The 26,456-nt window shown below is 72.5% G+C and carries 26 protein-coding genes and 1 riboswitch; of the genes, 14 read left to right on the top strand and 12 right to left on the bottom strand.

What is annotated here, in order from left to right; all coding sequences use genetic code 11:
* Positions 1-5 precede the first annotated feature (5 nt).
* Both ACGFZN_RS12755 and ACGFZN_RS12750 read left to right on the top strand, forming a co-directional pair.
* Positions 6-1,412 carry an NAD(P)/FAD-dependent oxidoreductase gene (locus ACGFZN_RS12755; RefSeq protein WP_393858463.1) on the top strand — a complete coding sequence of 469 codons (1,407 nt, stop codon included), beginning with the start codon at positions 6-8 and terminating at the stop codon, positions 1,410-1,412.
* Between the two features lie 32 nt (positions 1,413-1,444).
* Positions 1,445-1,924, top strand: coding sequence for a GNAT family N-acetyltransferase (locus ACGFZN_RS12750; RefSeq protein ID WP_393858462.1), 480 nt, complete (start codon positions 1,445-1,447; stop codon positions 1,922-1,924).
* Here the strand turns inward: ACGFZN_RS12750 and ACGFZN_RS12745 are convergent.
* A complete protein-coding gene (locus tag ACGFZN_RS12745; protein WP_393858461.1) occupies positions 1,913-3,439 on the bottom strand; it encodes an MFS transporter in 1,527 nt (508 codons plus the stop codon). The two genes, ACGFZN_RS12750 and ACGFZN_RS12745, sit on opposite strands and share 12 nt — an antisense overlap.
* A gap of 68 nt (positions 3,440-3,507) precedes the next feature.
* Positions 3,508-4,479, bottom strand: coding sequence for a zinc-binding dehydrogenase (locus ACGFZN_RS12740; protein WP_393858580.1), 972 nt, complete (start codon positions 4,477-4,479; stop codon positions 3,508-3,510).
* 223 nt (positions 4,480-4,702) lie between these two features.
* Here ACGFZN_RS12740 and ACGFZN_RS12735 point away from each other — a divergent pair, with 223 nt between their 5' ends.
* Positions 4,703-5,392, top strand: a complete 690-nt coding sequence (locus tag ACGFZN_RS12735; protein WP_393858460.1) for a pentapeptide repeat-containing protein — start codon at positions 4,703-4,705, stop codon at positions 5,390-5,392.
* A 9-nt stretch (positions 5,393-5,401) separates the two neighbouring features.
* On the opposite strand, the gene ACGFZN_RS12730 is transcribed toward ACGFZN_RS12735, so the two are convergent.
* Positions 5,402-5,902: a hypothetical protein gene (locus ACGFZN_RS12730; protein ID WP_393858459.1), complete on the bottom strand. Its 501-nt coding sequence runs from the start codon at positions 5,900-5,902 to the stop codon at positions 5,402-5,404.
* Between the two features lie 91 nt (positions 5,903-5,993).
* On the opposite strand from ACGFZN_RS12730, the gene ACGFZN_RS12725 reads away from it, so the two are divergent.
* Positions 5,994-7,379 carry a M1 family metallopeptidase gene (locus tag ACGFZN_RS12725; RefSeq protein WP_393858458.1) on the top strand — a complete coding sequence of 462 codons (1,386 nt, stop codon included), beginning with the start codon at positions 5,994-5,996 and terminating at the stop codon, positions 7,377-7,379.
* A 16-nt stretch (positions 7,380-7,395) separates the two neighbouring features.
* Here the strand turns inward: ACGFZN_RS12725 and ACGFZN_RS12720 are convergent, their stop codons facing one another.
* The 3 genes from ACGFZN_RS12720 to ACGFZN_RS12710 form a co-directional block, all read right to left on the bottom strand.
* Entirely contained in the window at positions 7,396-7,869 is a 474-nt protein-coding gene (locus tag ACGFZN_RS12720; protein ID WP_393858457.1) for a hypothetical protein, read from the bottom strand.
* 6 nt (positions 7,870-7,875) lie between these two features.
* Positions 7,876-8,832 carry a GNAT family N-acetyltransferase gene (locus ACGFZN_RS12715; RefSeq protein ID WP_393858456.1) on the bottom strand — a complete coding sequence of 319 codons (957 nt, stop codon included), beginning with the start codon at positions 8,830-8,832 and terminating at the stop codon, positions 7,876-7,878.
* A 226-nt stretch (positions 8,833-9,058) separates the two neighbouring features.
* On the bottom strand, positions 9,059-9,634 hold the full coding sequence (locus ACGFZN_RS12710; protein WP_180330508.1) for a TerD family protein: 576 nt from the start codon (positions 9,632-9,634) through the stop codon (positions 9,059-9,061).
* 185 nt (positions 9,635-9,819) lie between these two features.
* Here ACGFZN_RS12710 and arfB point away from each other — a divergent pair, with 185 nt between their 5' ends.
* Positions 9,820-10,257 (top strand): alternative ribosome rescue aminoacyl-tRNA hydrolase ArfB, encoded by a 438-nt coding sequence (arfB, locus tag ACGFZN_RS12705; protein WP_393858455.1) that lies wholly within the window; start codon positions 9,820-9,822, stop codon positions 10,255-10,257.
* A gap of 133 nt (positions 10,258-10,390) precedes the next feature.
* Positions 10,391-11,251, top strand: coding sequence for a sigma-70 family RNA polymerase sigma factor (locus tag ACGFZN_RS12700; protein ID WP_393858454.1), 861 nt, complete (start codon positions 10,391-10,393; stop codon positions 11,249-11,251).
* Positions 11,252-11,836: 585 nt separating this feature from the next.
* Here ACGFZN_RS12700 and ACGFZN_RS12695 read toward each other — a convergent pair.
* Complete coding sequence (locus ACGFZN_RS12695; protein ID WP_393858453.1) at positions 11,837-12,409, bottom strand: flavin reductase family protein; 573 nt, start codon at positions 12,407-12,409, stop codon at positions 11,837-11,839.
* Between the two features lie 336 nt (positions 12,410-12,745).
* On the opposite strand from ACGFZN_RS12695, the gene cdgB reads away from it, so the two are divergent.
* Positions 12,746-14,398 carry a diguanylate cyclase CdgB gene (gene cdgB, locus ACGFZN_RS12690; protein ID WP_393858452.1) on the top strand — a complete coding sequence of 551 codons (1,653 nt, stop codon included), beginning with the start codon at positions 12,746-12,748 and terminating at the stop codon, positions 14,396-14,398.
* Positions 14,399-14,515: 117 nt separating this feature from the next.
* Positions 14,516-15,457, top strand: coding sequence for a carbohydrate-binding protein (locus ACGFZN_RS12685; protein ID WP_393858451.1), 942 nt, complete (start codon positions 14,516-14,518; stop codon positions 15,455-15,457).
* Positions 15,458-15,473: 16 nt separating this feature from the next.
* On the opposite strand, the gene ACGFZN_RS12680 is transcribed toward ACGFZN_RS12685, so the two are convergent.
* From ACGFZN_RS12680 to ACGFZN_RS12670, 3 genes are all read right to left on the bottom strand, one after another.
* Positions 15,474-16,403 carry a 1-phosphofructokinase family hexose kinase gene (locus ACGFZN_RS12680; protein WP_393858450.1) on the bottom strand — a complete coding sequence of 310 codons (930 nt, stop codon included), beginning with the start codon at positions 16,401-16,403 and terminating at the stop codon, positions 15,474-15,476.
* Positions 16,404-16,539: 136 nt separating this feature from the next.
* On the bottom strand, positions 16,540-17,685 hold the full coding sequence (gene nagA, locus ACGFZN_RS12675) for an N-acetylglucosamine-6-phosphate deacetylase (RefSeq protein ID WP_393858449.1): 1,146 nt from the start codon (positions 17,683-17,685) through the stop codon (positions 16,540-16,542).
* Complete coding sequence (locus ACGFZN_RS12670; RefSeq protein WP_393858579.1) at positions 17,685-18,626, bottom strand: ROK family protein; 942 nt, start codon at positions 18,624-18,626, stop codon at positions 17,685-17,687. The genes nagA and ACGFZN_RS12670 overlap by 1 nt, the downstream gene beginning before the upstream one ends.
* A 142-nt stretch (positions 18,627-18,768) precedes the next feature.
* Between ACGFZN_RS12670 and ACGFZN_RS12665 the strand changes: the two genes are divergently transcribed.
* From ACGFZN_RS12665 to otsB, 3 genes are all read left to right on the top strand, one after another.
* The gene (locus ACGFZN_RS12665; RefSeq protein WP_393858448.1) at positions 18,769-20,031 is read left to right on the top strand and encodes an extracellular solute-binding protein; all 1,263 of its coding nucleotides are present in this window, start codon (positions 18,769-18,771) and stop codon (positions 20,029-20,031) included.
* 36 nt (positions 20,032-20,067) lie between these two features.
* Complete coding sequence (locus tag ACGFZN_RS12660; protein WP_330339198.1) at positions 20,068-20,292, top strand: DUF3263 domain-containing protein; 225 nt, start codon at positions 20,068-20,070, stop codon at positions 20,290-20,292.
* Between the two features lie 169 nt (positions 20,293-20,461).
* On the top strand, positions 20,462-21,295 hold the full coding sequence (gene otsB, locus ACGFZN_RS12655; protein ID WP_393858447.1) for a trehalose-phosphatase: 834 nt from the start codon (positions 20,462-20,464) through the stop codon (positions 21,293-21,295).
* A 5-nt stretch (positions 21,296-21,300) separates the two neighbouring features.
* Here otsB and ACGFZN_RS12650 read toward each other — a convergent pair whose 3' ends face one another.
* Together ACGFZN_RS12650 and ACGFZN_RS12645 are read right to left on the bottom strand one after the other, a co-directional pair.
* Positions 21,301-22,743 (bottom strand): trehalose-6-phosphate synthase, encoded by a 1,443-nt coding sequence (locus ACGFZN_RS12650; protein ID WP_393858446.1) that lies wholly within the window; start codon positions 22,741-22,743, stop codon positions 21,301-21,303.
* Between the two features lie 73 nt (positions 22,744-22,816).
* Positions 22,817-23,761, bottom strand: a complete 945-nt coding sequence (locus ACGFZN_RS12645) for a glucosyl-3-phosphoglycerate synthase (RefSeq protein WP_393858445.1) — start codon at positions 23,759-23,761, stop codon at positions 22,817-22,819.
* A 161-nt stretch (positions 23,762-23,922) separates the two neighbouring features.
* A riboswitch (SAM riboswitch) is annotated at positions 23,923-24,078 on the top strand.
* An 18-nt stretch (positions 24,079-24,096) separates the two neighbouring features.
* On the opposite strand from ACGFZN_RS12645, the gene thrC reads away from it, so the two are divergent.
* The 3 genes from thrC to ACGFZN_RS12630 all read left to right on the top strand — a co-directional run bounded on the left by thrC (position 24,097) and on the right by ACGFZN_RS12630 (position 26,288).
* Complete coding sequence (gene thrC, locus ACGFZN_RS12640; protein WP_393858444.1) at positions 24,097-25,380, top strand: threonine synthase; 1,284 nt, start codon at positions 24,097-24,099, stop codon at positions 25,378-25,380.
* A complete protein-coding gene (locus ACGFZN_RS12635; protein WP_330339203.1) occupies positions 25,377-25,652 on the top strand; it encodes a ubiquitin-like small modifier protein 1 in 276 nt (91 codons plus the stop codon). Before thrC ends, ACGFZN_RS12635 begins: the two co-directional genes overlap by 4 nt.
* Before the next feature lie 432 nt (positions 25,653-26,084).
* Complete coding sequence (locus ACGFZN_RS12630) at positions 26,085-26,288, top strand: cold-shock protein (RefSeq protein WP_004986573.1); 204 nt, start codon at positions 26,085-26,087, stop codon at positions 26,286-26,288.
* The last annotated feature ends 168 nt before the right edge of the window (positions 26,289-26,456 follow it).

Genomic DNA, 26,456 nt, shown 5'->3' with positions numbered 1-26,456 from the left:
CGGCCATGAGCAGCTCGGCAAGCGGCGCCGTCAACGGCGGGATCTCCTTCTGGTACGCGGACGACGGTCTTCCGGCGGTGCGGGAGCCGCTGCCCGGGGACGCGACCGCCGACGTCGTGATCGTCGGCGGTGGCTACACCGGCCTGTGGACGGCGTATTACCTGAAGAAGGCCGCGCCTTTCCTGCGCATCATCGTGCTGGAGCAGAAGTTCTGCGGCTACGGCGCCTCCGGCCGCAACGGCGGCTGGCTCTACAACGGCATCGCGGGCCGCGACCGCTACGCCCGGCTGCACGGCCACGAGGCCGCGGTACGGCTGCAGAAGGCGATGAACGACACCGTCGCCGAGGTCGTCGCGGTCACCGAGGCCGAGGGCATCGACGCCGGCGTGCACCGCGGCGGTGTCCTCGAAGTGGCCACCACCCCGGCCCAGTTGGCCCGGCTGAAGGCCTTCCACGAGCACGAGCTGTCGTACGGCGAGAAGGACCGGGAGCTGTACGGCGCCCGGGAGACCGCCGAGCGGGTCCGGGTCGCGGACGCGGTCGGCTCCACCTGGACCCCGCACGGCGCCCGTCTGCACCCCGCCAAGCTGGTCAAGGGCCTGGCGGCGGCCGTGGAGGCCGCCGGCGTCACCATCCACGAGGCGACCCCGGTGACCGAGATCCGCCCCAAGCACGCCGTCACCCCGTACGGCACCGTCCGCGCCCCCTACGTCCTGCGCTGCACGGAGGGCTTCACCGCCTCCCTGAAGGGGCAGCGGCGGACCTGGTTGCCCATGAACTCCTCCATGATCGCCACCGAGCCGCTGACCGAGGAGCAGTGGGCGTCCATCGGCTGGGAGGGCCGGGAGACCCTCGGCGACATGGCGCACGCCTACATGTACGCGCAGCGCACCGCCGACGGCCGGATCGCGCTCGGCGGCCGGGGTGTGCCGTACCGCTTCGGGTCCCGTACCGACAACGACGGCCGCACGCAGCCGGCGACGATCGAGGCCCTGCACGAGATCCTGACCCGTTTCTTCCCCTCCCTGGCCGGCGTCAGGGTGGCGCACGCCTGGTCGGGCGTGCTGGGCGTGCCGCGCGACTGGTGCGCCACGGTGACCCTGGACCGCTCCACCGGGCTCGGCTGGGCCGGCGGCTATGTCGGCTCCGGTGTCGCCACCGCCAATCTGGCCGCCCGTACCCTGCGCGACCTGGTGCAGCGGGACTCCGGCCAGGGCGGCCGGACCGAGCTGACCGAGCTGCCCTGGGTGAACCACAAGGTGCGCAGGTGGGAGCCGGAACCCTTCCGCTGGCTGGGCGTGCACGGCATGTACGCCACCTATCGCGCGGCCGACCAGCGGGAACGGCTCCGGCCGGGCACGGAGTCGTCCCGGCTGGCGAGGGTGGCGGACCGGGTGGCGGGACGGCACTGACGGGCCGGGGCGGGCCGGGTTAGCCTCCCGGCATGATCCGTGCCGCGACCGCAGACGACATCCCCGCCATCCACGCCATGATCCGTGAGCTGGCCGAGTACGAGAAGGCGCTGGAGGAGGCGAGGGCGAGCGAGGAGCAGCTCGCCGAGGCGCTGTTCGGCGCACGGCCGGCGGCGTTCGCGCACATGGCGGTGGACGACGCGAGCGGTGAGCCGGTCGGGTTCGCGCTGTGGTTCCTGAACTTCTCCACCTGGCGCGGTGTGCACGGCATCTACCTGGAGGACCTGTACGTCCGCCCGGCCGCGCGCGGTGGCGGGCACGGGCGGGCGCTGCTGACCGAGCTGGCGCGGATCTGCGTGGAGCGCGGGTACGGCCGGCTGGAGTGGTCGGTGCTGGACTGGAACCGGCCCGCGATCGGTTTCTACGAGGCGCTGGGGGCCCGTCCGCAGGACGAGTGGACGGTGTACCGGCTGACGGACGGGGCGCTGGCGGCGCTGGGCTCAGCCCACTGACTCCGCGACCGGCGGTTTCGCGGCCGTCCCGTGCTTCGGCGCCCTGGCCGTCACCATGACGGCGGCGACCAGGCCGGCCAGCAGCATCACGGCGGCCGCCCAGCCGATCGCGACCGTGTAGCCGTGCACCACGCCCGCCGGGATCACGGTGGCCTTCCGGGCGGGGCTGTGCAGGTGGGCGGTGATGTAGGCGGTGCTGCTGGTGGTGGCGATGGTGTTGAGCAGCGCCGTACCGATGGAACCGCCCACCTGCTGGGAGGTGTTGACGGTCGCGGAGGTCACGCCGGAGTCGCGTGGGGCGACGCCGGCGGTGGCGGTGGCGAAGACGGGCATGAAGGTCAGGCCCATGCCGAGGCCCATCAGGAGCAGGGCGGGCAGGATCTCGGTGGTGTAGGCGGAGTGGACCGTCATGCGGGTCAGGAGCAGCATCCCGCCCGCGGCGAGGGCCATGCCGGGGGCCATGAGCATGCGCGGGGCCACGTGGTGCAGCAGCCGGGCGGAGATCTGGGTGGAGCCGGTGATGATCGCTGCGGTCAGCGGCAGATAGGCGAGTCCGGTCCTGACCGGGGAGTAGCCGAGGATGACCTGCAGGTAGTAGGTCATGAACAGGAACAGGCCGAACATGCCGATCGTGGCGAGCATCATCGTCAGGAAGCAGCCTGCGCGGTTGCGGTCCTTGAGGACGTGCAGCGGCAGCAGGGGGCCCGGGGCGCGGTTCTGCCACCACACGAACGCGGCGAGCAGGGCGATGCCGGCGGCGAAGAGGGCGAGCACCAGCGGGTCGCTCCAGCCGCGTGGCTGGGCCTCGCTGAAGCCGTACACGAGGGAGACCAGGCCGCCGCAGCCGAGTACGGTGCCGGGGACGTCGAGGCGGGCCTCGCGGTGGCCGGGCCGGTCGTGGAGCAGGGCGAAGGCGCCTACGACGGCGAGGACGGCGATGGGCACGTTGACGTAGAGGCACCAGCGCCAGTTCAGGTACTCGGTGAGCAGTCCGCCGACGATGAAGCCGATCGCCGAGCCGCTGCCGGCGAGGGCGCCGTAGATGCCGAAGGCCTTGCCGCGTTCGCGCGGGTCGGTGAAGGTCGTGGTGAGCAGGGAGAGCGCGGACGGCGCGAGGACGGCGGCGAAGACGCCCTGGAGGGCGCGGGCGCCGAAGAGCATCCCGGAGCTGGTGGCGGCGCCGCCGAGGGCGGAGGCGACGGCGAAGCCGACGAGCCCGAAGACGAAGGTGCGTTTGCGTCCGACGAGGTCGGCGATGCGGCCGCCGAGCAGCAGCAGGCCGCCGAAGGCGAGGGTGTAGGCGGTGATCACCCACTGCCGGTTGCCGTCGGACATGTGCAGGGCGTGCTGGGCGGAGGGGAGGGCGATGTTCACGATGGTCGCGTCGAGGACGACCATGAGCTGGGCGAGCGCGATGACGACCAGGGCCCACCAGCGGTGCGGATCCGTTCCCTCGGGGGTGTGTCCGGCGGCGTCTGCGGGGATGCCGGCGTCATCCGTTCGGCCGGTACTCATCTGGCCAGAAGACCATGAATCGGGGCGTAGTGCACCTCGGTCGGTTATCGGATTGTTCGCCTTGTTTGTCACGGTTCCAGTACCACCTTTCCGGTCGTGCCGCGGTTCTCGAGCGCGCGGTGTGCGGCGGCCGCCTCCGCGAGCGGGAAGCGGGTGACGGCCGGACGCAGCCGGCCGTGGGCGGCCTCGGCGAGCGCGCGCAGTTCGAGCGCGCGCAGGCCGCCGGCCCTGCGGAGCATCTCCGGGCCGAGGACGGACTCGGACACGCCCTCGACGGCGTACCCCCGGCCCTCGCCGATCCCTTCGGCGGACCAGCCGAAGACCAGGTGCCGCCCGCCGGGTCCGAGCAGGGCGACGGCCTGCCGGGCCGCCTCGCCGCCGACGCCGTCGTAGACGAGCGTGGCCGGCCTGCCCCCGAGGTGGGCGCGGACCTTCCCGGGCCAGGAGCCGTCGGTGTAGTCGACGGCGAGGTCGGCGCCGTTCGCGCGCACGAGGGCGGTCTTGGCGGGGCCGCCCGCGAGCCCGATCACGGTGGCGCCGGCGTTGCGGGCGTACTGCACGAGCAGGGTGCCGATGCCTCCCGCGGCGGCCGGTACGACCACCACGTCATCCGGTCCGGGCTCGGCGGACCCCACGATCCCGAGCGCCGTGCGGCCCGTGCCGATCATGGCGACGGCCGCCGCGAAGTCCAGGTTGGCCGGGATCTCGTGGACCCGGTCGACGGAGACGACGGCGCGTTCGGCGTACCCTCCGGGCGCGAAGCCGAGGTGGGCGACGACCCGCCTGCCGAGCCACAGCTCGTCGGCGCCGTCGCCGAGCGCGTCCACCACTCCGGCGACCTCCCGGCCGGGCACGGTCGGCAGGGCGGGCGGCTCGGGCAGCGGGCCCCGGTGGCCGGCCCGCAGCGCGGCGTCGAGCAGGTGCACCCCGGCCGCGGCGACCGCGATCCGCACCTGGCCCGGACCGGGGACCGGGTCCTCGACCTGCTCGTAGGTCAGGTTCTCGGCGGCCCCGAAGGCGTACAGACGGACGGCGTGCATGGCGAACCCCCTGGCGGACGACCGGCTCATCGCGCCCACCCTCCGACCTCAAGTCCGCTTGAGGTCAAGCGCGGACCGGTGCTGCGGTGCATGGGACGGACTCTCCCCCCTCGGCTCGTCACCTCGTTTCACGCATACGACGTTCCGCCCGGCCGGAATGTGACATCACTCGCGTCTGCGCAGGTCAGAGGGATTGTCAGTGGCGGGGTGCAGCATGGGGGGCATGGCGAGGAGAGCGACGGACGGCCGTGCGGCGGGCCGGGCAGGGGTGAAGGGCGCGCGCCGGCCGGAGCTGCGGCTGCCGCCGCTGGAGCCGTGGTCCGGCGACGGGCTGGCGCCGGACGGGGACTATGACGGGCTGGAGTTCCAGGGCGCCGACCTGACGGGGCAGGACGGCGTGGGCGCCCGCTTCATGGACTGCGCGCTGACGGGCTGCCTGGTGGACGGTACGGCGCTGGGCCGGGCCAGAGTGCTGGACTCGGTGCTCAGCGGGCTGCGCGGGGTGGGCACGCATCTCGCCGAGTCCACGTTCCGGGACGTCGAGCTGATCGACGCCCGCCTCGGCGGCGCCCAGTTGCACGGCGCGGTCCTGGAGCGGGTCGTGGTCCGCGGCGGCAAGATCGACTATCTGAACCTGCGCGAGGCCCGCCTGAAGGACGTCGTCTTCGAGTCCTGCGTGCTGGTGGAGCCGGACTTCGCGGGCGCCACCCTGGAGCGGGTGGAGTTCGTCGACTGCGCGCTGAGAGAGGCCGACTTCGGCAGCGCGACCCTGAAGGACGTGGATCTGCGCGGGGCCGCGCCGCTGGAGATCGTCCGGGGCCTGGACCGGCTGGCGGGGTCGGTGATCAGCACCGCCCAACTGCTGGATCTGGCACCGGTGCTGGCGGCGGAGATGGGGATCCGGGTGGAGTAGGGGGCCGGCTCAGGGCGTCCTGGGGAAGCGGGCCTGGAGGGTCCAGATCGCCGGGTTCTCCGCCAGGTCCTCGTGGAGGTCGGTCAGGTCGGCGATCAGATCGTGCAGGAAGTCGCGGGCCTCGCGGCGCAGTTCGGCGTGGGAGAAGGTCAGCGGGGACTCCTCGGCCCGCACCCAGTCGGCGCTGATGTCCACCCAGCCGAAGCGGCGCTCGAACAGCATCCGGTCGGTGGACTCGGTGAAGTCCAGCTCCGCCCGCTGCGGCCGGGCGGCGCGGGAACCCATCGGATCCCGGTCCAGCCGCTCCACGATGTCGCACAGTGCCCACGCGAAGTCCAGCACCGGCACCCATCCCCAGGCTGTGGACAGCTCCCGGTCCGTCTCGGTGTCCGCGAGATACACGTCACCGCAGAACAGGTCGTGCCGCAGCGCGTGGACGTCCGCGCGGCGGTAGTCGGTCTGCGGGGGGTCCGGGAACCGGTTGGAGAGGGCGTAGCCGATGTCGAGCACGCAAGAGATGGTGTCACGCCCCAGGGGCGGCCCCGGACCCGAGGACCAGACCCGGCGATCACCGGAAACCGCGGCACTTAGGATCACTGGCATGCCCAGATCGGTACGCCTCGTCCCGGCCGCCGCGGTGCTCCTCGCCCTCACCGCCGCCGCCTGCGACGGCGGCGTCCACGGCACCCCCGGCGGATCCGGCGTACACGACCCGTACTTCCCGAAGGCCGGCAACGGCGGCTACGACGTCGGGCACTACGACCTCGCCCTCGACTACACCCCCGCCACCCGCCGTCTCACCGGCACGGCCGTCATCACCGCCCGCGCCACCCAGGACCTGTCCGCCTTCGACCTGGACCTCGCCGGGCTGCACGTCGACTCGGTCACCGTGGAAGGCAGGAAGGCCCGCTTCAACCGGGCAGGGCAGGAACTCACCGTCCGCCCGCACGACGACCTCCGCAAGGGCGAGACCTTCAGCACCACCGTCCGCTACTCGGGCGTCCCGCACACCCTCACCGACCCCGACGGCTCGAAGGAGGGCTGGCTGCCCACCGCCGACGGCGCCCTCGGCCTCGGCGAACCCGTCGGCTCCATGGCCTGGTTCCCGAGCGACGACCACCCCGGGGACAAGGCGTCCTACGACATCACGGTCACCGTTCCCGAGGGCCTGCAGGCCGTGTCCAACGGCGAGCTGGCGCAGCAGTCCACCCGGGGCGGCCGTACGACGTTCCACTGGCACGTCGCCCAGCCCATGGCGACCTACCTCGCCACCGTCGCCGTCGGCCGCTTCCGCCTCACCCGCGGCACCGGCCCGCACGGGCTGCCGGTCCTCACCGCCGTCGACCCCACCCAGGCCAAGGCGAGCGAGAAGGTGCTCGCGCAGCTCCCCGCCGTCATCGGGTGGGAAGAGACCAACTTCGGCCCGTACCCCTTCTCCTCCACCGGCGCGATCGTCGACCGCCCCGACGACTCCGGCTATGCCCTGGAGACCCAGAACCGGCCCGTCTTCCCCGGCGCCCCGGACACCGGCACCCTCGTGCACGAACTCGCCCACCAGTGGTACGGCGACTCGGTCACCCCGAAGTCCTGGCAGGACATGTGGCTCAACGAGGGCTTCGCCACCTACGCGGAGTGGCTGTGGTGGGAGGACCACGGCGGCGAGAGCTGCCGGCAGACCTTCATGGACTACTACAACGGCAAGGACACGTCCATCTGGGCCTTCCCGCCCGCGAAGCCGTCGAGCGCCGCGCACATCTCCGACGCCCCCGTCTACCAGCGCGGCGCGATGGTGCTGCAGAAGATCCGGCAGAAGGTGGGTGACGACACCTTCCACGCCATCATCCGGGGCTGGGCCGCCGCCCACCGCCACGGCAGCGCGAGCACCGCGGACTTCACGGCGTACGTGCAGAAGAAGGCACCGCACCAGGACTTCACCGAGATCTGGAAGGACTGGCTGTACGGAGACGGCAAGCCGGCCCGTCCGTGACAGGAGGCGGTGTCCTCTAGGCGTCCCGCTCCAGGGCGGCCCGCATCGCGGCACGGGCCGCCCAGACGGCCCGCGCGTGCCGGAGCCGGTGCTCCTGGAACTCCGGTGTGTCCGGCGCCGGATCGCCCGCCGCGTACACCTCCAGCAGCTCGCGCAGGGTGGTGTACACGTCCTCCATGACGGCCGACATCCCCTCCGGGGCGCAGAGCAGCACGGTCTCCCGGACCTCGTCGCAGCCCGAGCCGCGGAAGGCGTCCCGTACGGCGGCGTCCCGGCGGCCGGCGGGGCCGTCCCGGTGGGCCAGGGCGGCCGTGTGCATGTCCTCGTACGCCAGCCGGTACCGGGTCAGGCAGGAGACGTAGAGGTCCCGCCGCTCGCGCCGGTCCCGCTCACCGGTCTCGCGCCGCCAGCGCACCCGGTCGGCGAGCAGCGTCGAGCCGACCCCGACGACGGCGCCGAGTCCCGTGGCGGCCAGTGTCGTCCACTCCACCGCCGCTCAGCGCTCCCACGCGTCCAGCAGCCCGGCGAGGCCCGGCGGCCACACCGGTTCGGCCTGCTCGGCCAGTTCCCGCCGGGTCCACCAGCGCCAGGTGAGGATGCCGTCGGCGGTGTGCGCGGCGGCGAGGTGGGGGCCGGCCGGGTCCCGGCGCGGACCACGGGTGACGTAGACGTGCTCGTGCTGGCGGACGCGCGTGCCCGAGTGGGTGAAGTCGTGTTCCCACGTGCACAGCAGCGGGCCCGGCTCCAGGTCCGTCCAGCCGGTCTCCTCGGCCAGCTCCCGCAGGGCGGCCTCGCGCGGGGACTCGCCGGGCTCCAGGCCACCGCCGGGCAGCGCCCAGTGGACGCCGACCTCCACGTTGTCGTACCGGAGAAGCAGCACCGCGCCGTCCGGGGCCACCACGGCGGTCCGGGCGGCCTTCCGCGGCGTGCGCTGCGGGTCGCCCAGCACCTTGCGCAGCACGGCGCAGGGGCGGCCGAGGGCGCGGTCGGGGCGGTGGCCGACGACCTCGTAGCCGAGGGCGGTCCAGAAGGCGAGGGCCTTGGGGTTGTTCTCGAGCACGGCGAGCCGCACGGCGCTGCGCCGGCCCCGGGCGCGGAAGCGGTCCTCGACGAGGCGGGCGACGGCCCGGCCGTGACCCTTGCCGTGCTCGGCCGCGTGCACCATCAGCAGCCCGATCCACGGATCCGGGTCGGCGGGGTCCGGGTGGTGGGCGAGCGTGCAGGCGAGGCCGACGAGGCGCCCGTCCTCCGTGCGGGCGAGCAGCACCTCGGCGCCCGGCACGGCCAGCTCCCCGGCCAGCGCGGTCGCGACCTGCTCGGGGCGTATGCCGTCCGGGTCGGGAAAGTCGCCGCTGAGCCGGTGGAACTCGCGGTTGGAGGCGTACAGCGCGGTCAGCTCGGCCAGCAGCGCGGGCGGCAACTCCCGGTCGGCGGGCAGGGATTCCAGGATCACGGGGGCACGCTAACCCCGACGGGGCACCGCCCACTCCCGGTTTTCCTCCGCCGGGAACCCGCGCACGGCCCGGCCCGCAGGCGGATCCACAGCGGCGCCGGGCCCCCGGTCGCGGCCGACGGCGGCCGGAGACCGCCGCTTTCCGCGACCAGAGGCACCACACCGGGGGTTCAGTCCGGGCACCCTTGCGTAAACAGTCGAAGCTCAGCGCAGCGTCCCGCGTGCGTCAGACGTTGACGCCGAAGTCCTGGGCGATGCCGACCAGGCCCGAGGCGTAACCCTGGCCCACCGCGCGGAACTTCCACTCCGCGCCGTTGCGGTACAGCTCGCCGAAGACCATGGCCGTCTCGGTGGCGGCGTCCTCGGAGAGGTCGTAGCGGGCGATCTCGGCGCCGCCGGCCTGGTTGACGATGCGGATGTAGGCGTTGCGGACCTGGCCGAAGTTCTGGCCGCGGTTCTCGGCGTCGTAGATGGAGACCGGGAAGACGACCTTGTCGATGTCGGCCGGGAGCGCGGCCAGGTTGACGTTGATCGCCTCGTCGTCGCCCGCGCCCTCGCCCGTGCGGTTGTCGCCGGTGTGGACGATGGTGTTGTCCGGGGTCTGCTTGTTGTTGAAGAAGACGAAGTGCGCGTCCGAGTAGACCTTGCCCTGGGCGTTCACCGCGATGGCGGAGGCGTCCAGGTCGAAGTCCGTGCCGGTGGTGGTGCGGACGTCCCAGCCGAGGCCCACGGTGACGGCGGTCAGGCCCGGAGCCTCCTTGGTGAGCGAGACGTTGCCACCCTTGGACAGGCTTACAGCCATGTTGGGAGTCCCTTCCTTGGATATGTGTGGTGCAGTGCCGTTGAAGCTACCGTCACCACGAAGAACGTCGAGGGGGGTCCCCGCGGTTCCGGATCCCTTTACCTTTTTTACCGAGCGTCCCTCCCGCCGGGTGGCAGGACGCGGCCGGGAAATCCAGGTGACGCGGACCGGCCGGGACCGGGAACATGGGACGCATGTCCGGTCCTTACGTCATCCGCGGCTCCGTCTCGCTCCCCGAGGCCGAGCTGATGTGGCGTTTCTCCAGGTCGTCCGGGCCCGGCGGACAGCACGTCAACACCAGTGACTCGGCCGTGGAGCTGCGCTTCGACCTCGCCCGCACCGAGGCGCTGCCCCCGGTGTGGAAGGACCGGGCGCTGAAGCGGCTCGCGGGCCGGCTCGTCGACGGCGTGGTGTCCGTACGGGCCTCCGAGCACCGCTCGCAGTGGCGCAACCGCGAGGCCGCCGCCGTACGCCTCGCGGCCCTCCTCGCGGAGGCGAGCGCGCCCCCGCCGAAGCCGCGCAGACCCACCCGGATCCCGCGCGGCATCAACGAACGCAGACTGCGGGAGAAGAAGCAGCGCTCGGAGACCAAGCGCGGCCGCACGGGCCGCGACTGGGGGTGATCCCCGCGCGGGTCCGCCTTCCAGGGCGTGCCCGCCATGACGGAAGGCACCTCCGGCGTCACATCCGTGCTCCGCGGTTCGTCAGTGAGGTGGAAGACCCCACGACGACGGACGGAAGAGGCCGGGCAGCCCGATGAGCGACCATGAGCAGCACCACCGTGACGACGCGTTTCTCGCCGAGCGGTTCGAGGCGTACCGGGCGCATCTGCGGGGCGTCGCCTACCGGATGCTGGGCTCGGCCGCGGAGGCCGAGGACGCGGTGCAGGAGGCGTGGTTCCGGCTGAGCCGGAGCGACACGAGCGAGGTCGGCAACCTCGGCGGCTGGCTGACGACCGTCGTCGGTCGGGTCTGCCTCGACATGCTCCGCTCCCGCCGGTCGCGGGGCGAGGAGCCGTTGGACACCTGGCGGCCGGGGCCCTCCGCCGAGCCGGACCCGGCGCAGGACGCCGTGCTCGCGGACTCGGTCGGGCTGGCCCTCCTGGTCGTCCTGGACACGCTGTCGCCGGCCGAGCGGCTGGCGTTCGTGCTGCACGACCTGTTCGGGGTGCCGTTCGAGGAGATCGCCGACCAGCTCGGCCGCACCCCGGCCGCGGCGCGGCAGCTGGCGAGCCGGGCGCGGCGGCGGGTGCGGGGCGCGGGCGCGCCCGAGACCGATCTCGTACGGCAGCGGGAGGTGGTCGAGGCCTTCCTGGCGGCGGCGCGCGAGGGCGACTTCGACGGGCTGCTGGAGGTGCTCGACCCGGACGTGGTGGCGCGCGGCGAGGCGGGCGTGACCGTCGGCGCGGCGCAGGTCGCCGCCGGCGCGAAGCGCTACGCGCACGTGGCGCGGGTGGCGCGGCCGGCGCTGGTCGACGGCGCGACGGGACTCGCGGTGTTCGTACAGGGCCGCCTGGAGCGGGTGCTGACGTTCACCTTCGTCGCCGACCGCATCACGTCCATCGACGCCGTGACGGACCCCGAGGAGCTCGCCGAGCTGACAGTCGAGCCGGTGTAACCCGCCCACCCCGCACCGGCCGGGCGCGGGGGTTCGGCCCGTTTGCCGGTGGCGGTGGAGGGCCGGGGTTTGGGTGTTCGCCCGTCTGCCGGTAGCGGTGGGAAACCGGGTTACGGGCCAGGCCCACTGCCGGTAGCGGTGGGGGACCGGGCTGCGGGGGTTCGGCCCGTTTGCCGGTGGCGGTCGGAAACCGGGTTATGGGTTCGGCCCCTACCGGTAGCGGTGGGGGACCGGGCTGCGGTTGCTTGGCCCGTTTGCCGGTAGCGGGGGTCGGGTTACGGGTGTTCGGCCCGTCTGCCGGTAGCAGTGGGAAACCGGGTGACGGGGCCGGCCCACTACCGGTAACGACGAGGACCGGGTTACGGGTGCTCGGCCCCACTGCCGCCAGCGGCCGGTGACTGGGCTGCGGGTGCTCGGCCCGAGCCGGTAGCGGTGGGGGAAACGGGTTACGGGTGCTCGCCCGAGCTGATAGCGGCGGGGGACCGGGATGCGAGTGCTCGGCCCCACTACCGCTATAGCGGCCGCAACCAGCCTGCCGGGGCTCGGCCCCACTACCGGTAGCGGCCGCAACCAGCCCGCCGGCGCTCAGCTCAACTGCCGGTAGCGGCCCCGGAAGTACAGCAGGGGGCCGCCCTCCGCGCTCGGTACCCGGGCGGTCAGGACGCGGCCGATGACCAGGGTGTGGTCGCCGGCCGTCACCCGCTGCTCGGTGCGGCACTCCAGCGTGGCGAGCGCCCCGCCGACCAGCGGGGCGTTGGTGACCTCGCCGCGGACGTAGGGGATGTCCTCGAAGAGCAGCCGGTCGCTGATGCGGCCCTTCATGGCGAAGCGGCCGGCGATGTGCCGCTGGCTCTCGGCGAGGACCGACACCGCCCACAGGGGCTGCTCGTCGAGCAGGTCGTCCATGCGGGCGCCCGTGCGCAGGCTCACCAGGACCAGCGGCGGGTCGAGGGAGACGGACATGAAGGCGGTGGCGGTCATGCCGACGTCCTCCGTGCCCGGCGCGTCCGGGTCGTCGGGGTCCAGCGGCGGCTCCTGGGCGGTCACCAGGACCACCCCGGCGGCCAGTCGGGACATCGCGGCCCGGAACTCGTCGTTGCTCACCCCCTCAGCATGCCCGGAAGCGGCGAGGGCGGTGGGGTAAGGACTGTTCAGCACACCGGAAACGCTAGTCTGCGCCGTTCGCGGGCCGCATCGGGCCTCCGCCCGAGCCTGGTCCTAGGTCCAGCGGACGACCCGTGTGTGCATGATGTGAACGCACGTACAAAGCATGCGTTCAGGAAAGGCACGGGAGAAACGCGGAAACTCCACCCAATTGTTCACGTTCACCTGTGACTTGAGTCACAAGGGGCAGGAATTGTTGACCCTGTGTACCGAGTGGGCAGCGCGCTGTGATTCAGTGGCGGGGAACTGCAAAGCACCGTAAGAGGCAACCCTTAAGTAGCGCCGAAGACAACCCTTGATTCGCTGCGAGGTCTCGGGGGGAGGGCGAGCATGGAGACCGAGTCGGAGCCGTATGTCCGCCTTGCGTCCCTGCGACAGCTGCACCAGGTCATGGCCGACATGAACACGGCACGCAGCCTGGCCGACACACTGCAGACCGTCGCCGACGGCGCCGTGCACGCCCTCGGGTACGAGATGGCGTGCGTGAACCTGGTCCGTCCCGACGGCGACCTCGTCGTCGCCGCGTTCGCCGGGAACTCCGCCGCCGAGGCCCTGATCACCGGCCGGGTCGGCTCCCGCGAGTCCTGGGAGCGGCGGCTGACCATGGGCGAGCGCTGGGGAGACCTGGTCTTCATCCCGCACACCGAGGGCTGGGTGCTGGACGACGACGACGTACCGCAGTGGTTCACCGACGGGCCCGCGCCGCGCTTCGAGGACGAGTGGCACCCCTCCGACCGCCTCTTCGCCCCCATGTACGCGCCGGGCGTGCAGGGCGGCGGCTCCGGTGAGCTGCTCGGCGTCATATCCGTCGACCGGCCGCGCAACGGCCGGCGGCCCGGCGCCTGGGGCCGCGAGGCCCTGCAGATGTACGCCTTCCAGGCCGCCATCGCGATCAGCAACGCGCGTCTGCGCGCCAACATGCAGCGCGCCCTCGTCCGCCTGGAGCGCGAGCAGCAGGCCCTGCGGGCGAGCGAGGAAAGCTTCAGGCAGGCATTCGAGTACGCGCCCTCCGGCATGGCGATCGCCGAGATGGGCGGCGAGCAGCACGGCCGCATCCTGCGCACCAACGACGCCCTGTGCCGCCTGCTGGGCCGCCCCGCCTCCGCGATGCGCCGCTACTCCTTCTCCGACCTGGTCCACCCCGAGGACATCGGCACCCTGCTGCGGACCTCGGCGGAGGGCGGCCGCGCCGAGCTGCGCCTGGGCCGCCGGGACGGCACGTACGTCTGGGTGTCGCTGCGCAACTCCGTCGTCGCGGACGCCGCCGACGGCCCCCGCTTCCTGCTGACCCACGTCGAGGACATAGAGGAGCGCAAGCGCCGCGAGCTGCAGCTCGCCCACCGCGCCTCCCACGACTCCCTCACCGGCCTGCCGAACTCCGCCGAGCTGCGCTCGCGCCTCGCGGCCCGGCTGTGCCGGCGCCCGGCCCACGCCGAGCTGGAGTCCCTGGACGCGGCCTACAGCCACCCCGCCTTCGACATGCCCGCGGGCCACGGCTTCGACTTCCGGCCGGGCACGGACGGCTACGACGCGTACGACCACCATGTGCACACCGTCGCCCCGGAGGACGGCCGCGACGACGGCACCAAGGGGCTCGCGGTGCTCTTCTGCGACCTCGACGGCTTCAAGTCGATCAACGACCGGTTCGGGCACAACGCGGGCGACGCGGTCCTCATCGAGGTCGCGCGCCGGCTCTCGCGCGGGGTCCGGGACGGCGACACGGTCGCCCGGCTCGGCGGCGACGAGTTCGTGATCCTCGCCGACGGGCTCGGCCGGGCCGACGCCCAGGACCTCGCCGTACGGCTGCGCAACGAGATCATCCAGCCCATCCGGGCCGAGGGCCGGGCGGTCCGGGTGGGCGCCAGCTTCGGCATCGGATGGGCGCACTGCGGCATGACGGCGGACGAAGTGTTGAAGTCCGCCGACGAGCGGATGTACGTAGAGAAACGATCTCGTCCCAAACAGCACCGACGTGCCGGGTGATCCCCAGGTCAGCGTGCTGATGCGGTCTGAGTCACCCGTTTGGGCCAGCGAGAGCGGGTAGGCTCGCACTTCCAGACCTGTACCGCATCCACCCGCACCCGCTGAGGAGACCTAGGGATGACGCCCGGCGAAAACGGCCCGAGCACGCCCGAGGACGACGACCCGTTCGGCTACCTGTACGCCGACGGTCAGGCCAGAGGGGCTCAGCCGCCGTCCGGCGGTTACGGCTACCCGAACTCGGTCAGCAGAGTGCGCACGGTGGGCGAGCGGCAGTACGGCCAGCAGCAGCCGGCGTACGGCCAGCCGACGATGCCGCAGCAGCAGGCCGGTTACGGCCAGCCGAACGCCTACTACCAGGCCCCGGAGACCCTCCCCGGCGGCGCCCCGCCGAGCGCCCCCCGCTCCGCGCCCCCCGCGCCGGGCCGCCGCGGCCCGAACACCAAGGGCCTGCTGATCGGCGCGGTCGCGGTGGTCGCCGCGGTCGTCATCGGCATCGGCGTCGCCATGCTCAACGGCAACCCGGACGACAAGAAGAACGAGTCCCAGCCCAGCACGGCCGCCAGCCAGTCCCAGAGCCACAGCCCGAGCCCGTCGAACAACGCCACGCCGGCGAACGACGAGCTGAAGACCGACGCGGCCGCCGACGGCGTCCAGCTGGCGGGCGGCGCGGCGAAGGCCTCGGACGTCAAGGGCGCGCAGAGCTCCGACGGCTCCTACGTGGGCGGCCTGAACCAGGTCGGCGCCTCGATCACCTGGAGCGTCGACAACGTCCCCGCGCAGGGCGAGTACACCCTGTTCACGCACTTCAGCGTGGCCGGCCCGGACCAGAAGATGACGGTCAGCATCAACGGCAAGCCGTTCGCCACCGGACTGCCGCTGAAGAACTACACCCACGCCAAGGACGGCGACTACGCCAACGGCTGGACGACGACCTACGTGTACCCCACCCTCAACAAGGGCTCGAACACGATCTCCATCTCCTGCCAGCCCGGCGACCAGTGCAACGCCCTGATCGACCAGCTCTGGCTCCAGCAGGGCGAGCACACGCTGCACGGCTAGGTCCTGACGGCAGGGCCTAGGCCGCGCTGACCACCCCGGTCACCGTCACCCGCGCCAGCAGCTCCTCGTACACCGGCCGGTCGAACTCGCCCGCCGCGGGCGCTCGTACGGTCGCCGCCGACAGGGCGGCCGCGCGGGCCAGGCGGTCCGGCCAGGGGAGCTGCTGGACGAGCCCGGACAGCAGGCCCGCCACCGCCGAGTCGCCCGCGCCGGTCGGGTTGCCGCGCACCGCGGCCGGCGGGGCGGCGCGCCAGCGGCCCTCCGGGGTGACCGCCAGCAGGCCCTGCGGGCCGAGGGAGGCCACGACCGCGTGGGCGCCGCGCCGGCGCGCGTCCTGGGTGGCGCGCAGCGGCTCGTGCGAGCCGGTGAGTTCGGCCAGTTCCCCGGCGTTGGGTTTGACCAGGTCGGGGCGGGCGGCCACGCCGCGGCGCAGCGGTTCGCCGCTGGTGTCCAGCAGGACGGGGACCCGGTGGGCGCGGGCGACCCGGACGAGGTTCGCGTACGCCCCCACCGGCACGCCCGGGGGCAGGCTGCCGCACAGGGCCACCGCCGAGGCGGACGGCAGGAGTTCGTCGTAGCGGTCGAGGAAGGCGCCCCACTCGGCGGGTGCGATCTGCGGGCCGGGCTCGTTCAACTGGGTGGTGTCGCCGGACAGTTCGTCGACGACCGCGATCGTGCGCCGGGTCGGGCCGGAGACGGGGACGAGGGCGTCGGTCAGGCCGGGCACGCCGGCCAGCCGGTCGCGTATCTCCCGCCCGGTGCCGCCGCCCGCGAACCCGGTGACCGTCACCTCGTGCCCGAGCGCCGCCAGCACCCGGGCCACGTTCACTCCCTTGCCGCCGGCCCGCTCGACGACCTCCGACACCCGGTGCGAGGCGTGCGGGCGCAGCGACCGCACGCGGTAGGTGAGGTCGAGAGCGGTGTTCAGCGTGACCGTGAGGATCACCCGGGCCGGCCTCCCTCGAAGTCCCTGCGGCACGTCACCCGCGCCTGCCATCGGTTTCCGGGTCCACGATCATGCCAAACAGACGGCGGCCCGCCCAGTCGTGAGCAGGCCGCCGCCCGGGGAGAATGCGGGCGGATCAGGCCAGTTGGGGCGGGGTGACCACCCACTCGCCCCGCCGCATGACGCCCTTGAGGCCGAAGTCCGCGTCCACCAGCAGCAGGTCGGCGTCCTTGCCGGGCTCCAGGGAGCCGATGCGGTCGAACAGTCCCAGCAGCCGGGCCGGGTTGGCGGACAGGGCGGTGACGGCGTCCTGCACCGGCAGCCCGTCCACGGTCACCGCCCGCTGGAACGCGCGGTCCAGGGTGAGCGTGGAGCCCGCGATCGAGCCGCCCTCCACCAGCCGGGCCACGCCGTCGCTGACCTCGACCTCCAGCGGGCCGAGCATGTAGCGGCCGTCGCCGGTGCCGGCCGCGTCCATGGCGTCCGTGATGAACGCGACCCGGTCCGCACCCGCGTGGTGGAAGGCCAGCTGGAGCGCGGCCGGGTGCAGATGCGTGCCGTCGTTGATCAGCTCGACCGTGACTCGCTCGTCCTCCAGCAGCGCCGCGATGGGCCCGGGGGCGCGGTGGCCCAGCGCGGGCATCGCGTTGAACAGGTGGGTGGCGACCGTCGCGCCCGCGTCGATCGCCTCCACCGTCTGCTCGTACGTGGCGTCCGTGTGCCCGATCGCCGCGATCACGCCGTGCTCGGCGAGCAGCCGTACCGAGTCGACGCCGCCGGGCAGCTCGGTGGCGAGCGTGACCATCGCCGCCCGGCCGCGCGCCGCGTCGATCAGCTTGCGGACCTCGGCCGGGTCCGGGTCGCGCAGCAGCGCCTCGGAGTGCGCGCCCTTGCGGCACGGCGAGATGAACGGCCCCTCGAAGTGGATGCCGGCGATCTCTCCCTGCTCGGCCAGTTCGCTCAGCTTCCCGGCCTGCCGCACCAGCAGGTCCATCTCGTCGGTGACGGTGGAGGCGACCAGGGTGGTGGTGCCGTGCGCGCGGTGCGTGCGGACGGCCGTGAGGACGTCGTCGGCGGTGCCGGAGAAGGAGGCTCCGCCGCCGCCGTGGTTGTGGATGTCGACGAAGCCGGGAATCAGCCAGTGCCCGGACACGTCGATCACCGGGGCGCTGTCGGCGGTCCGGGCCACGATCCGCGTCCCCTCGACGGACACACGCCCGTCGTCCACCACTCCGCTGGGCAGCACCACCCGAGCACCTGTGAGAACCAAGCTGGGAGCCATCAGGCGGTTACCTCCGAGGGGTCGGTGGGGTCGAGGAGATCGCGGGCCAGCAGACCCGCGCCGAGGCAGCCGGCCGTGTCCCCCAGCGCCGCCGGGACGATGCCCGGGAGTTTCTGGAAGGTGACCCGCCGCCGGACGGCGTCCCGCAGCGGCCGGAACAGCACGTCGCCGGCCTCGGCGAGCCCGCCGCCGATGATCAGGGTGCGCGGGTCCAGCAGGGTGAGCGCGGTGACCAGGCCGTCGGCGAGCGCCTCGACCGCCTCCTGCCACACCCGGACGGCGTTCGGGTCGCCGGACGCGACGGCCTTGGCACAGTCGGCGGCGTCCGCTTCCGGGTCCCCGCAGGCCGCGGCCCACGCCTCGCTCACGGCGGACCCGGAGGCGTACCGCTCCAGGCAGCCGCGCTGCCCGCAGGGGCAGCGCAGCCCGCCGGGCCGTACGACGACATGGCCGATCTCGCCCGCGAAGCCGTGCGCGCCCGCCTCCACCCGCCCGTCGATGCCGATGGCGCCGGCGATGCCGGTGCCGAGCGGCACGAACAGGAACCGGTCGGCGCCCCGGCCCGCGCCGATCCGGCCCTCGGCGAGCCCGCCGGTGCGCACGTCGTGGCCGAGGGCGACCGGGATGCCGAGCCGCTCGGCGAGCAGGGCGCGCAGCGGTACGTCCCGCCAGCCGAGGTTGGCCGCGTAGGCGGCGATGCCCCGCTCCTCGTCCACGATGCCGGGGACCGCGATGCCGGCAGCTGCGGCGGCCTCGCCGTGGTGCGCGAGGCCGTACGCGTGCAGCTCGGCGGCGAAGTCGAGGATCTCCGCGACCACCGCGTCCGGTCCGCGCTCGCGTCCGGTGGCGCGGCGGGCGCGGTGGAGCAGCCCGCCGTCGTCGCCGACGAGGGCGGCCTTCATCCCGGTACCGCCCACGTCGAGGGCGATGACATGTCTCACCACGGTCCCTAGTGTGGCCCTCCCACCCATGAGAGGTCTAGTCCACTCACGTGGTGTAGACCTTATGTGTCCACATGTTGAACGGTCAGACGGCAAGGTTGGGGTTTTGAGGGTGCGTCGGCGTACGGCAGGAACGATCGCGGTGGTGTCCGCACTGGGCATGACGGCGGTTCTCGGCGGCTGCGGGAGCACGGGCTCCTCCGGCGTCACCCTCAGACTCGTCGCCGCCGACTACGGCGACTCCCCGGCCGACAGCTCCAAGAAGTACTGGGACTCCCTGGCCGAGGAGTACGAGTCGAAGCACCCCGGCGTGAAGATCGACGTCAGCGTCTACTCCTGGAACGACGTCGACGCCAAGGTGAAGGACATGGTCGCCGCCGGCCACGCCCCCGACCTGGCCCAGATCGGCGCCTACGCCGACTACGCGGCCGCCGGCAAGCTCTACCCGGCCTCCGACCTGCTCTCCATACGCACCCAGGCCGACTTCCTCTCCCAGCTCTCCGAGGCCGGGCAGTGGAACCACACGCAGTACGGCATCCCGTTCGCCGCCTCCACGCGCGTGCTCTTCTACAACAAGACCCTGTTCGCCAAGGCCGGCATCACCCCGCCCACCACCTGGGACGAACTGGCCGCCGACGCCGGGGCCCTCAAGGCCAAGGGCGTGAAGTACCCCTTCGCGCTCCCCCTCGGCCCCGAGGAGGCCCAGGCCGAGACCATGCAGTGGATGCTCAGCGGCGCCGGCTCCGACAACGACGGCGACGGCTACACCGACGGCATCGGCACCTACACCATCGACTCCGCGCCGAACGTCCAGACCTTCACCTGGCTCAAGGACGACCTGGTCGGCAAGGGCCTGACCGGGCCGGTCGCACCCGGCAGGCTGAACCGCGCGGACGCCTTCGCCGCGTTCGCCGACGGCCAGGTCGGCATGCTCAACGGGCACCCCACGCTGATCCGGCAGGCCGAGAAGAAGGGCGTGAAGTTCGGCATGGTGCCGACACCGGGACGCACCGGCCCGGCCCGCGCCTCCATGGGCGTCACCGACTGGATGATGGCCTTCCGGCAGAACGGCCACCGCGACCAGATCGGCGACTTCCTCGACTTCGTCTACAGCGAGAAGAACGTCCTCGCCTTCTCCCGCGAGTACGGCCTGCTGCCGGTCACCGGCTCCGCCTCGACGGCGATGAGCGAGTCGGACGCCGCCTCCGACAAGCCCCTGCACCCCTTCCTCGACCAGCTGCCCACCTCCGAGCTGTACCCCGTCGGCAAGACCTCGTGGGCGACGGTCAGCGCGGCCGTGAAGCAGAACGTCGGCCAGGCCGTCGCCCCCGGCGGCGACCCCGCCGGCGTCCTCAGCCGCCTCCAGGCCACGGCCACGGCGGCGGACAGCGGCGCCAGCAGCTGACCGCCGCTGTCAGTGCCCGGCGCTACGGTGGCTGCCATGGAACTCGGCCCGCGCGAACACGCCATCCTCGCCCTGGAGCGCCGCGGCTTCCCCGGCCCCGGCGCGAAGGAGCGCGCGATACGCGAGCAGCTCGGCCTGTCCCCGGTCCGCTACTACCAGCTCCTCAACGCCCTCCTGGACGACGAGCGAGCCCTCGCGGCGGACCCGGTGACGGTGAACCGCCTGCGGAGGGTGAGGGAGTCCCGCAGAGCAGAACGCTGAGCCGGTGCGGGGCCCGAAGGGGCGCGGGGAACTGCGCGACCAGCCACGGCGTACCTGCACGCGCGCACGGCCCCGCGTGGCTCGGCGGGTGGGCGAAACAGGGCCCGGTGGCGGAGCCCTCCGCGGAGCCCCAGGAGTGAGCGCGCCCGAGCTTGGATAGTGTCGCTGTATGGACGCTCTGCCCACCCCGCAGACCCACCCCGGCCAGGCCGGACTCGCTGCCTTGCTCGCCAAGCCCGGCGCAGCGCTGGTCGGCCTGGACTTCGACGGCACGCTGGCCCCCATCGTCGCCGACCCCGAGCAGGCCCGCGCCCACCCCGAAGCCGTCCCCGCACTCGCGGCCCTCGCCCCGAAGGTCGCGTCCGTCACGGTGATCACCGGCCGCCCGGCCGGCGTCGCCGTCCGCTACGGCGGCTTCGCCGGCGTCCCCGGCCTGGAGCATCTGACCGTCCTCGGCCACTACGGCGCCGAACGCTGGGACGCGGTCACCGGCACCGTCACCGCCCCGGCCCCGCACCCCGGCGTCGCGGCGGCCCGCGCCGAACTGCCGGGCGTGCTGGACCGCGCCGGCGCCTGGCCCGGCACGTGGATCGAGGAGAAGGGCCGGGCGGTCGCGGTGCACACCCGCCGCGCCGCAGACCCGCAGGCCGCGTTCGAGGCGCTGCGCGGCCCCCTCACCGACCTCGCCGCCCGGCACGGACTGATCGTCGAGCCCGGCCGCATGGTGCTGGAGCTGCGCCCGCCGGGCATGGACAAGGGCGTGGCGCTCGCCGACCACGTCCGCAGGACCGGCGCCGAGTGCGTCGTCTACGCCGGTGACGACCTCGGCGACCTGCCCGCCTTCGCCGCCGTCGACAAGCTCCGCTCCGACGGCGTCCCCGGCCTGCTGGTGTGCAGCGGCAGCACGGAGGTCACGGAACTGGCGGAGCGGGCCGACATGGTGGTCGACGGCCCGGCCGGTGTCGTACACCTGCTGCGGACGCTCGCGGCTCAGCTCGGCTGAAGGGCTCAGCTCGGCTGAAGTTCCTGGAGTGCCCGCAGCTGGTCCAGGAACCAGCGGGCGGGCGGCAGCGCGGTGGCCGCGTCGGCCAGCCGTTTCGACCGCTCCGCCCGCTCCGCGTCCGGCAGGCTCAGCGCCTCGTGCAGCGCCCGCGCGGTCTCCAGCACGTCGTAGGGGTTGACCGCGAACGCGTGCGGGCCCAGCTCCTCGTACGCGCCCGCCTCCCGGGACAGCACCAGTGCGCAGCCCTCGTCGGAGACGACCGGCACCTCCTTGGCGACCAGGTTCATGCCGTCCCGGATGGGGTTGACCAGGGCCACGTCGGCGAGCCGGTAGGCGGCCAGCGAGCGCGCGAAGTCGTCCTTGACGTGCAGCACCACCGGCGTCCAGCCGGGCGTGCCGTACGCGGAGTTGATCTCCTCGGCCACCCGCTGCACGGCGGCGGTGTAGTCCCGGTACACGGCGAGGTCCTGCCGCGACGGATACGCGAACGCGACGTGCACCACCCGCTCCCGCCACTCGGGGTGGTCCTCGAGCAGCTGCCGGTAGGCCAGCAGGCCGCGCACGATGTTCTTGGACAGCTCGGTGCGGTCGACGCGGACGATCGTCCGGCGGCCCGCGCCGATCTCCTCGCGCAGCGCCGCCATCCGCTCCTCGACGTCCGGCTCGTGCGCCCGCTTGCGCAGGAAGTCCCCGTCCGCGCCCAGCCCGTGCACGCCGATCCGCGTGCCCGCGGGCATCCCGGACCCCAGGAAGGCCTGCGCGCAGTCCCGGAACGCGTCCGCCCAGCGCCGGGTCAGGAACGCCACCCGGTCGGCGCCGAGCATGCCCGCCATCAGCTGCTCGCGGATGTCGCCGGGGAGCAGCCGGAAGTACTCGGGCGGCGCCCACGGCGTGTGCGAGAAGTGCCCGATCCGCAGGTCCGGGCGCAGTTCGCGGAGCATGCCGGGGACCAGGCACAGGTGGTAGTCCTGGACGAGGACGGCGGCGCCGTCGGCCGCCGCCTCGGCCAGCGCCTCGGCGAACGCGCGGTTGTAGGTCTCGTACGACGCCCACTGCCGGCGGAACTCCGCGTCGAAGACCGGCTCCAGCGGGGTCTGGTACAGCATGTGGTGCACGAACCACAGCACCGAGTTGGCGATGCCGTTGTAGGCGTCCGCGTGCACGCGCGCGTCGATGTCCAGCATCCGCACCCGCTGCCCGCCGCTGTCCTCGGCCGGCAGCAGCCCGCCGCCGGCCCGCCGTACGGCCTCGCGGTCGCCGTCGCCGAGCGCCGCGCACACCCACAGGGAGTCCGCGTCCGAGCCGATGGCGGACAGGCCCGAGACCAGCCCGCCGCCGCCCCGCTTGGCGCGCAGCGCACCGCTGTCGTCCACCGCGTACGAAACCGGGCCGCGGTTGGACGCGACCAGCACCTGAGCATTCTTGGCAGCAGCATCCGTGGAAGCCATGGTCCTCAACCTAGCCCCGCCCGGAAACGCTCAAACGTACGGCCGTGCCCGGCGCGCCGCCGTATACGAACGTTCACGCCACCTTGCGTTCCGCGTACTCCGCGATCTCCAGCATCGGCGGCCGCTCCTCGGTGTCCACCGAGTAGGTGCGCGGTTCGAAGCCGTCCTCGCCCCGCTCGAACTGGGTGAGGCAGGGCCGCACGAGGTGGCCGCGCGCCAGCCGGAGCTGGGCCGTGCGGTAGATCGCGGCGGCCATCCGGCCGAGCGCCTGGCCGTCCTGGTGGCGGTGCTTGCGCACGCCCACGTCCACCTGGGCCAGCGCGTCGAGGCCGACCAGGTGCAGGGCGTCCACGAGCATGCCCAGCTCCACGCCGTACCCGACGGGGAACGGCAGTTGCTCCAGCAGGCCGCGCCGGGCCGCGTACTCGCCGCCGAGGGGCTGCACGAACCCGGCGAGCTGCGGCCAGTGCATGTTCAGCAGCGGGCGGGCCATCAGCTCGGTGACCCGGCCGCCCTGCCCCGCGCTCCCGGCGAGCGGACGGTCGTACATGCCCTTTACCAGGGCCACCCCGGGGTCGGTGAGCAGCGGGCCGACGATCCCGGAGACGAAGTCGGCGGAGAAGTCCCTCAGGTCCGCGTCGATGAAGCAGATGATGTCGCCGCTGGTCACCAGCAGGGAGCGCCACAGCACCTCGCCCTTTCCGGGGACGGCCGGAATGCGCGGCAGGATCTCGTCGCGGTGAACGACCCGGGCGCCCGCGGCGGCGGCGACCTGGGAGGTGCGGTCGGTGGAGCCGGAGTCGACGACGACGACCTCGTCGACGAGCGGGACCCGTTCCACGAGGTCGCGGCGGATGACCGCGACGATGTCGCCGACCGTCTCCTCCTCGTTGAGCGCGGGCAGCACGACGCTGATCGTCTGGCCCGTGCGCTGCTTGGCGGCGAGGATCCGGTGGAGCGGGCGATCGGCCACGGACCAGGAGCGGGTGGCCAGCCAGCGCTCGACTTCTTCCAGCACGGTCTGCGGCTCCTCACTGTTCGTGATCGCACGGGCTGCACCGTGTGATCCATCTCGCGGTTCGGACGACTATCTCAACTGTCCTGGCCTTCGGTTACAGTCTTGAACAACGCCGATGACCATCGCATGTCGGGGGTCAGCGTGCGTCGACAACCGCATACCGCTCATCCAGAGGGGCAGAGGGACACGGCCCGATGAAGCCCCGGCAACCCTCCAGTCGGTTCTCGTAGATCACTGCTGATCGCTCCGCGAGGCTCCCGGCTAGGGAAGGTGCCAAATCCGTCTCACGGCGAGATGCGTCGTGAGGAAGATGAGGAGAAAGGGCCTCGCCTCACATGGCTGTGCAGACAGTTGCAAGCTCCAGCAGTTCCACCGTCGATCTCGGCCCCGCCGCGGCCCTGAGCTGTCGCGAGTGCGGTCACCGCGTCCCGCTCGGCCCGGTCTTCGCCTGCGAGGAGTGTTTCGGCCCGCTGGAGATCGCCTACGACTTCTCCGCCTACGACACCGAGGAACTGCGCCGCCGCATCGAGTCCGGCCCGGCGAACATCTGGCGCTACGCCCCGCTGCTGCCCGTCCCGGCGGACGTGGCCGACAAGCCGAACCTGAACCCGGGCTGGACCAAGCTCGTCAGGGCCGACAACCTCGCCCGCGAACTCGGCGTCACCGGCGGCCTGTTCGTCAAGGACGACTCCGGCAACCCGACCCACTCCTTCAAGGACCGGGTGGTCGCCCAGGCCCTGGAGGCCGCGCGCGCCTTCGGCTTCACCACCCTGTCCTGCTCCTCCACCGGCAACCTCGCCGGCGCGGTCGGCGCCGCCGCCGCCCGGGCCGGCTTCCGCTCCTGCGTGTTCATCCCGCACGACCTGGAGCAGGGCAAGGTCGTCATGGCCGCGATCTACGGCGGCGACCTCGTCGGCATCGAGGGCAACTACGACGACGTGAACCGCTTCTGCTCCGAGCTGATCGGCGACCCGGCCGGCGAGGGCTGGGGCTTCGTCAACGTCAACCTGCGGCCGTACTACGCCGAGGGCTCCAAGACGCTGGCGTACGAGATCTGCGAGCAGCTCGGCTGGCGGCTGCCCGACCAGATCGTCGTCCCGATCGCCTCCGGCTCCCAGCTCACCAAGATCGACAAGGGTCTGCAGGAGCTGATCAAGCTCGGTCTGGTCGAGGACAAGCCGTACAAGATCTTCGGTGCGCAGGCCGAGGGCTGCTCGCCGGTGTCGACGGCCTTCAAGGCCGGGCACGACGTGGTACGGCCGCAGAAGCCGGACACCATCGCCAAGTCGCTCGCCATCGGCAACCCGGCCGACGGGCCGTACGTCCTGGACATCGCCCGCCGCACCGGCGGCGCGGTGGAGGACGTCACGGACGAGGAAGTCGTCGACGCCATCAAGCTGCTGGCCCGCACCGAGGGCATCTTCGCGGAGACGGCGGGCGGTGTGACCGTCGGCGTCACCCGCAAGCTGCTCAAGGACGGCGTCCTGGACCCGACGAAGACCACGGTGGTCCTCAACACCGGCGACGGCCTCAAGACACTGGACGCGGTGGCCGGCACGGGGCTCACCGCCACCATCCGTCCGACCCTGGACTCCTTCCGAGAGGCTGGCCTCGCATGAGCGTGACCGTTCGCATCCCCACCATCCTGCGCACTTACACCGGCGGCCAGGCCGAGGTGACCGCCGAGGGCGCCACCCTCGCCGAGGTCATCGAGGACCTGGAGAAGAACCACACCGGCATCGCCGCGCGCGTCCTGGACGACCAGGGCAAGCTGCGCCGGTTCGTCAACGTGTACGTCAACGACGACGACGTCCGCTTCGAGCAGGGCCTGGAGACGGCCACCCCGGACGGCGCCGGCGTCTCCATCATTCCGGCGGTCGCCGGCGGCTGATCATTACCTTGGGTAACCGCTGTTACCCGTTGTTCATCGGATTGCCCCCTCCGTGAGAGAAGCGGAGGGGGCAATTCTGTGTGATTGAGCGCGGTAGAGTTGGGGAACGCGCTCCCGGTCGGACAGGCCGGGAACCCCGCATTCATGCCGCAGGCCCGACAAGAAACAGCCAAACTATGTGGGCTTTATGCGGCTTTTGTGATGGTTTATGGAGCCCGACTTGCCCTGAAGTCGGGCGAATTCTCACCACATTCCGGACCGTTGCCATCCAGATTTCTCGTCCGATTGACCTGTTGCAGACGGCAGTTGGACAGATACATTCAGCCGCGGTCGACGCGTTCCGGCGCACGCCCCCGACCAATGGGGGGTGAGGTCTGACCCGGGTCCGCGAAGTGTGGATCTGTGCAAGGGCCAGTAATAGGGGAGTTAGGCATGGCTCAGGGCACCGTCAAGTGGTTCAACGCGGAGAAGGGGTACGGCTTCATCGCGGTCGACGGTGGTGCGGACGTCTTCGTCCACTACAGCGCGATTCAGATGGACGGCTACCGCACCCTGGAAGAGGGCCAGCGGGTCGAGTTCGAGATCTCGCAGGGCCAGAAGGGTCCGCAGGCCGACATGGTTCGCGTCACCGCCTGAATGTTTCCGCCGAAGGGCCCGCACCTCGCACAGGGTGCGGGCCCTTCGCCGTGCCCGGGTCCCGCCGGGCGATCACCCGTGTTCGCGCGCGGCTGACCGGGCCGCCGTACCCCCGTAGGCGCTTGCACTCGGCATGCCCGAGTGCTAATCATTGGCGTTAGCACTCTG

Source organism: Streptomyces sp. NPDC048192 (assembly GCF_043202415.1).
Classification (GTDB): Bacteria; Actinomycetota; Actinomycetes; order Streptomycetales; family Streptomycetaceae; genus Streptomyces.
The sequence above is the reverse complement of the archived record's forward strand: the minus strand, read 5'-3'. Positions and strand labels throughout refer to the sequence as shown.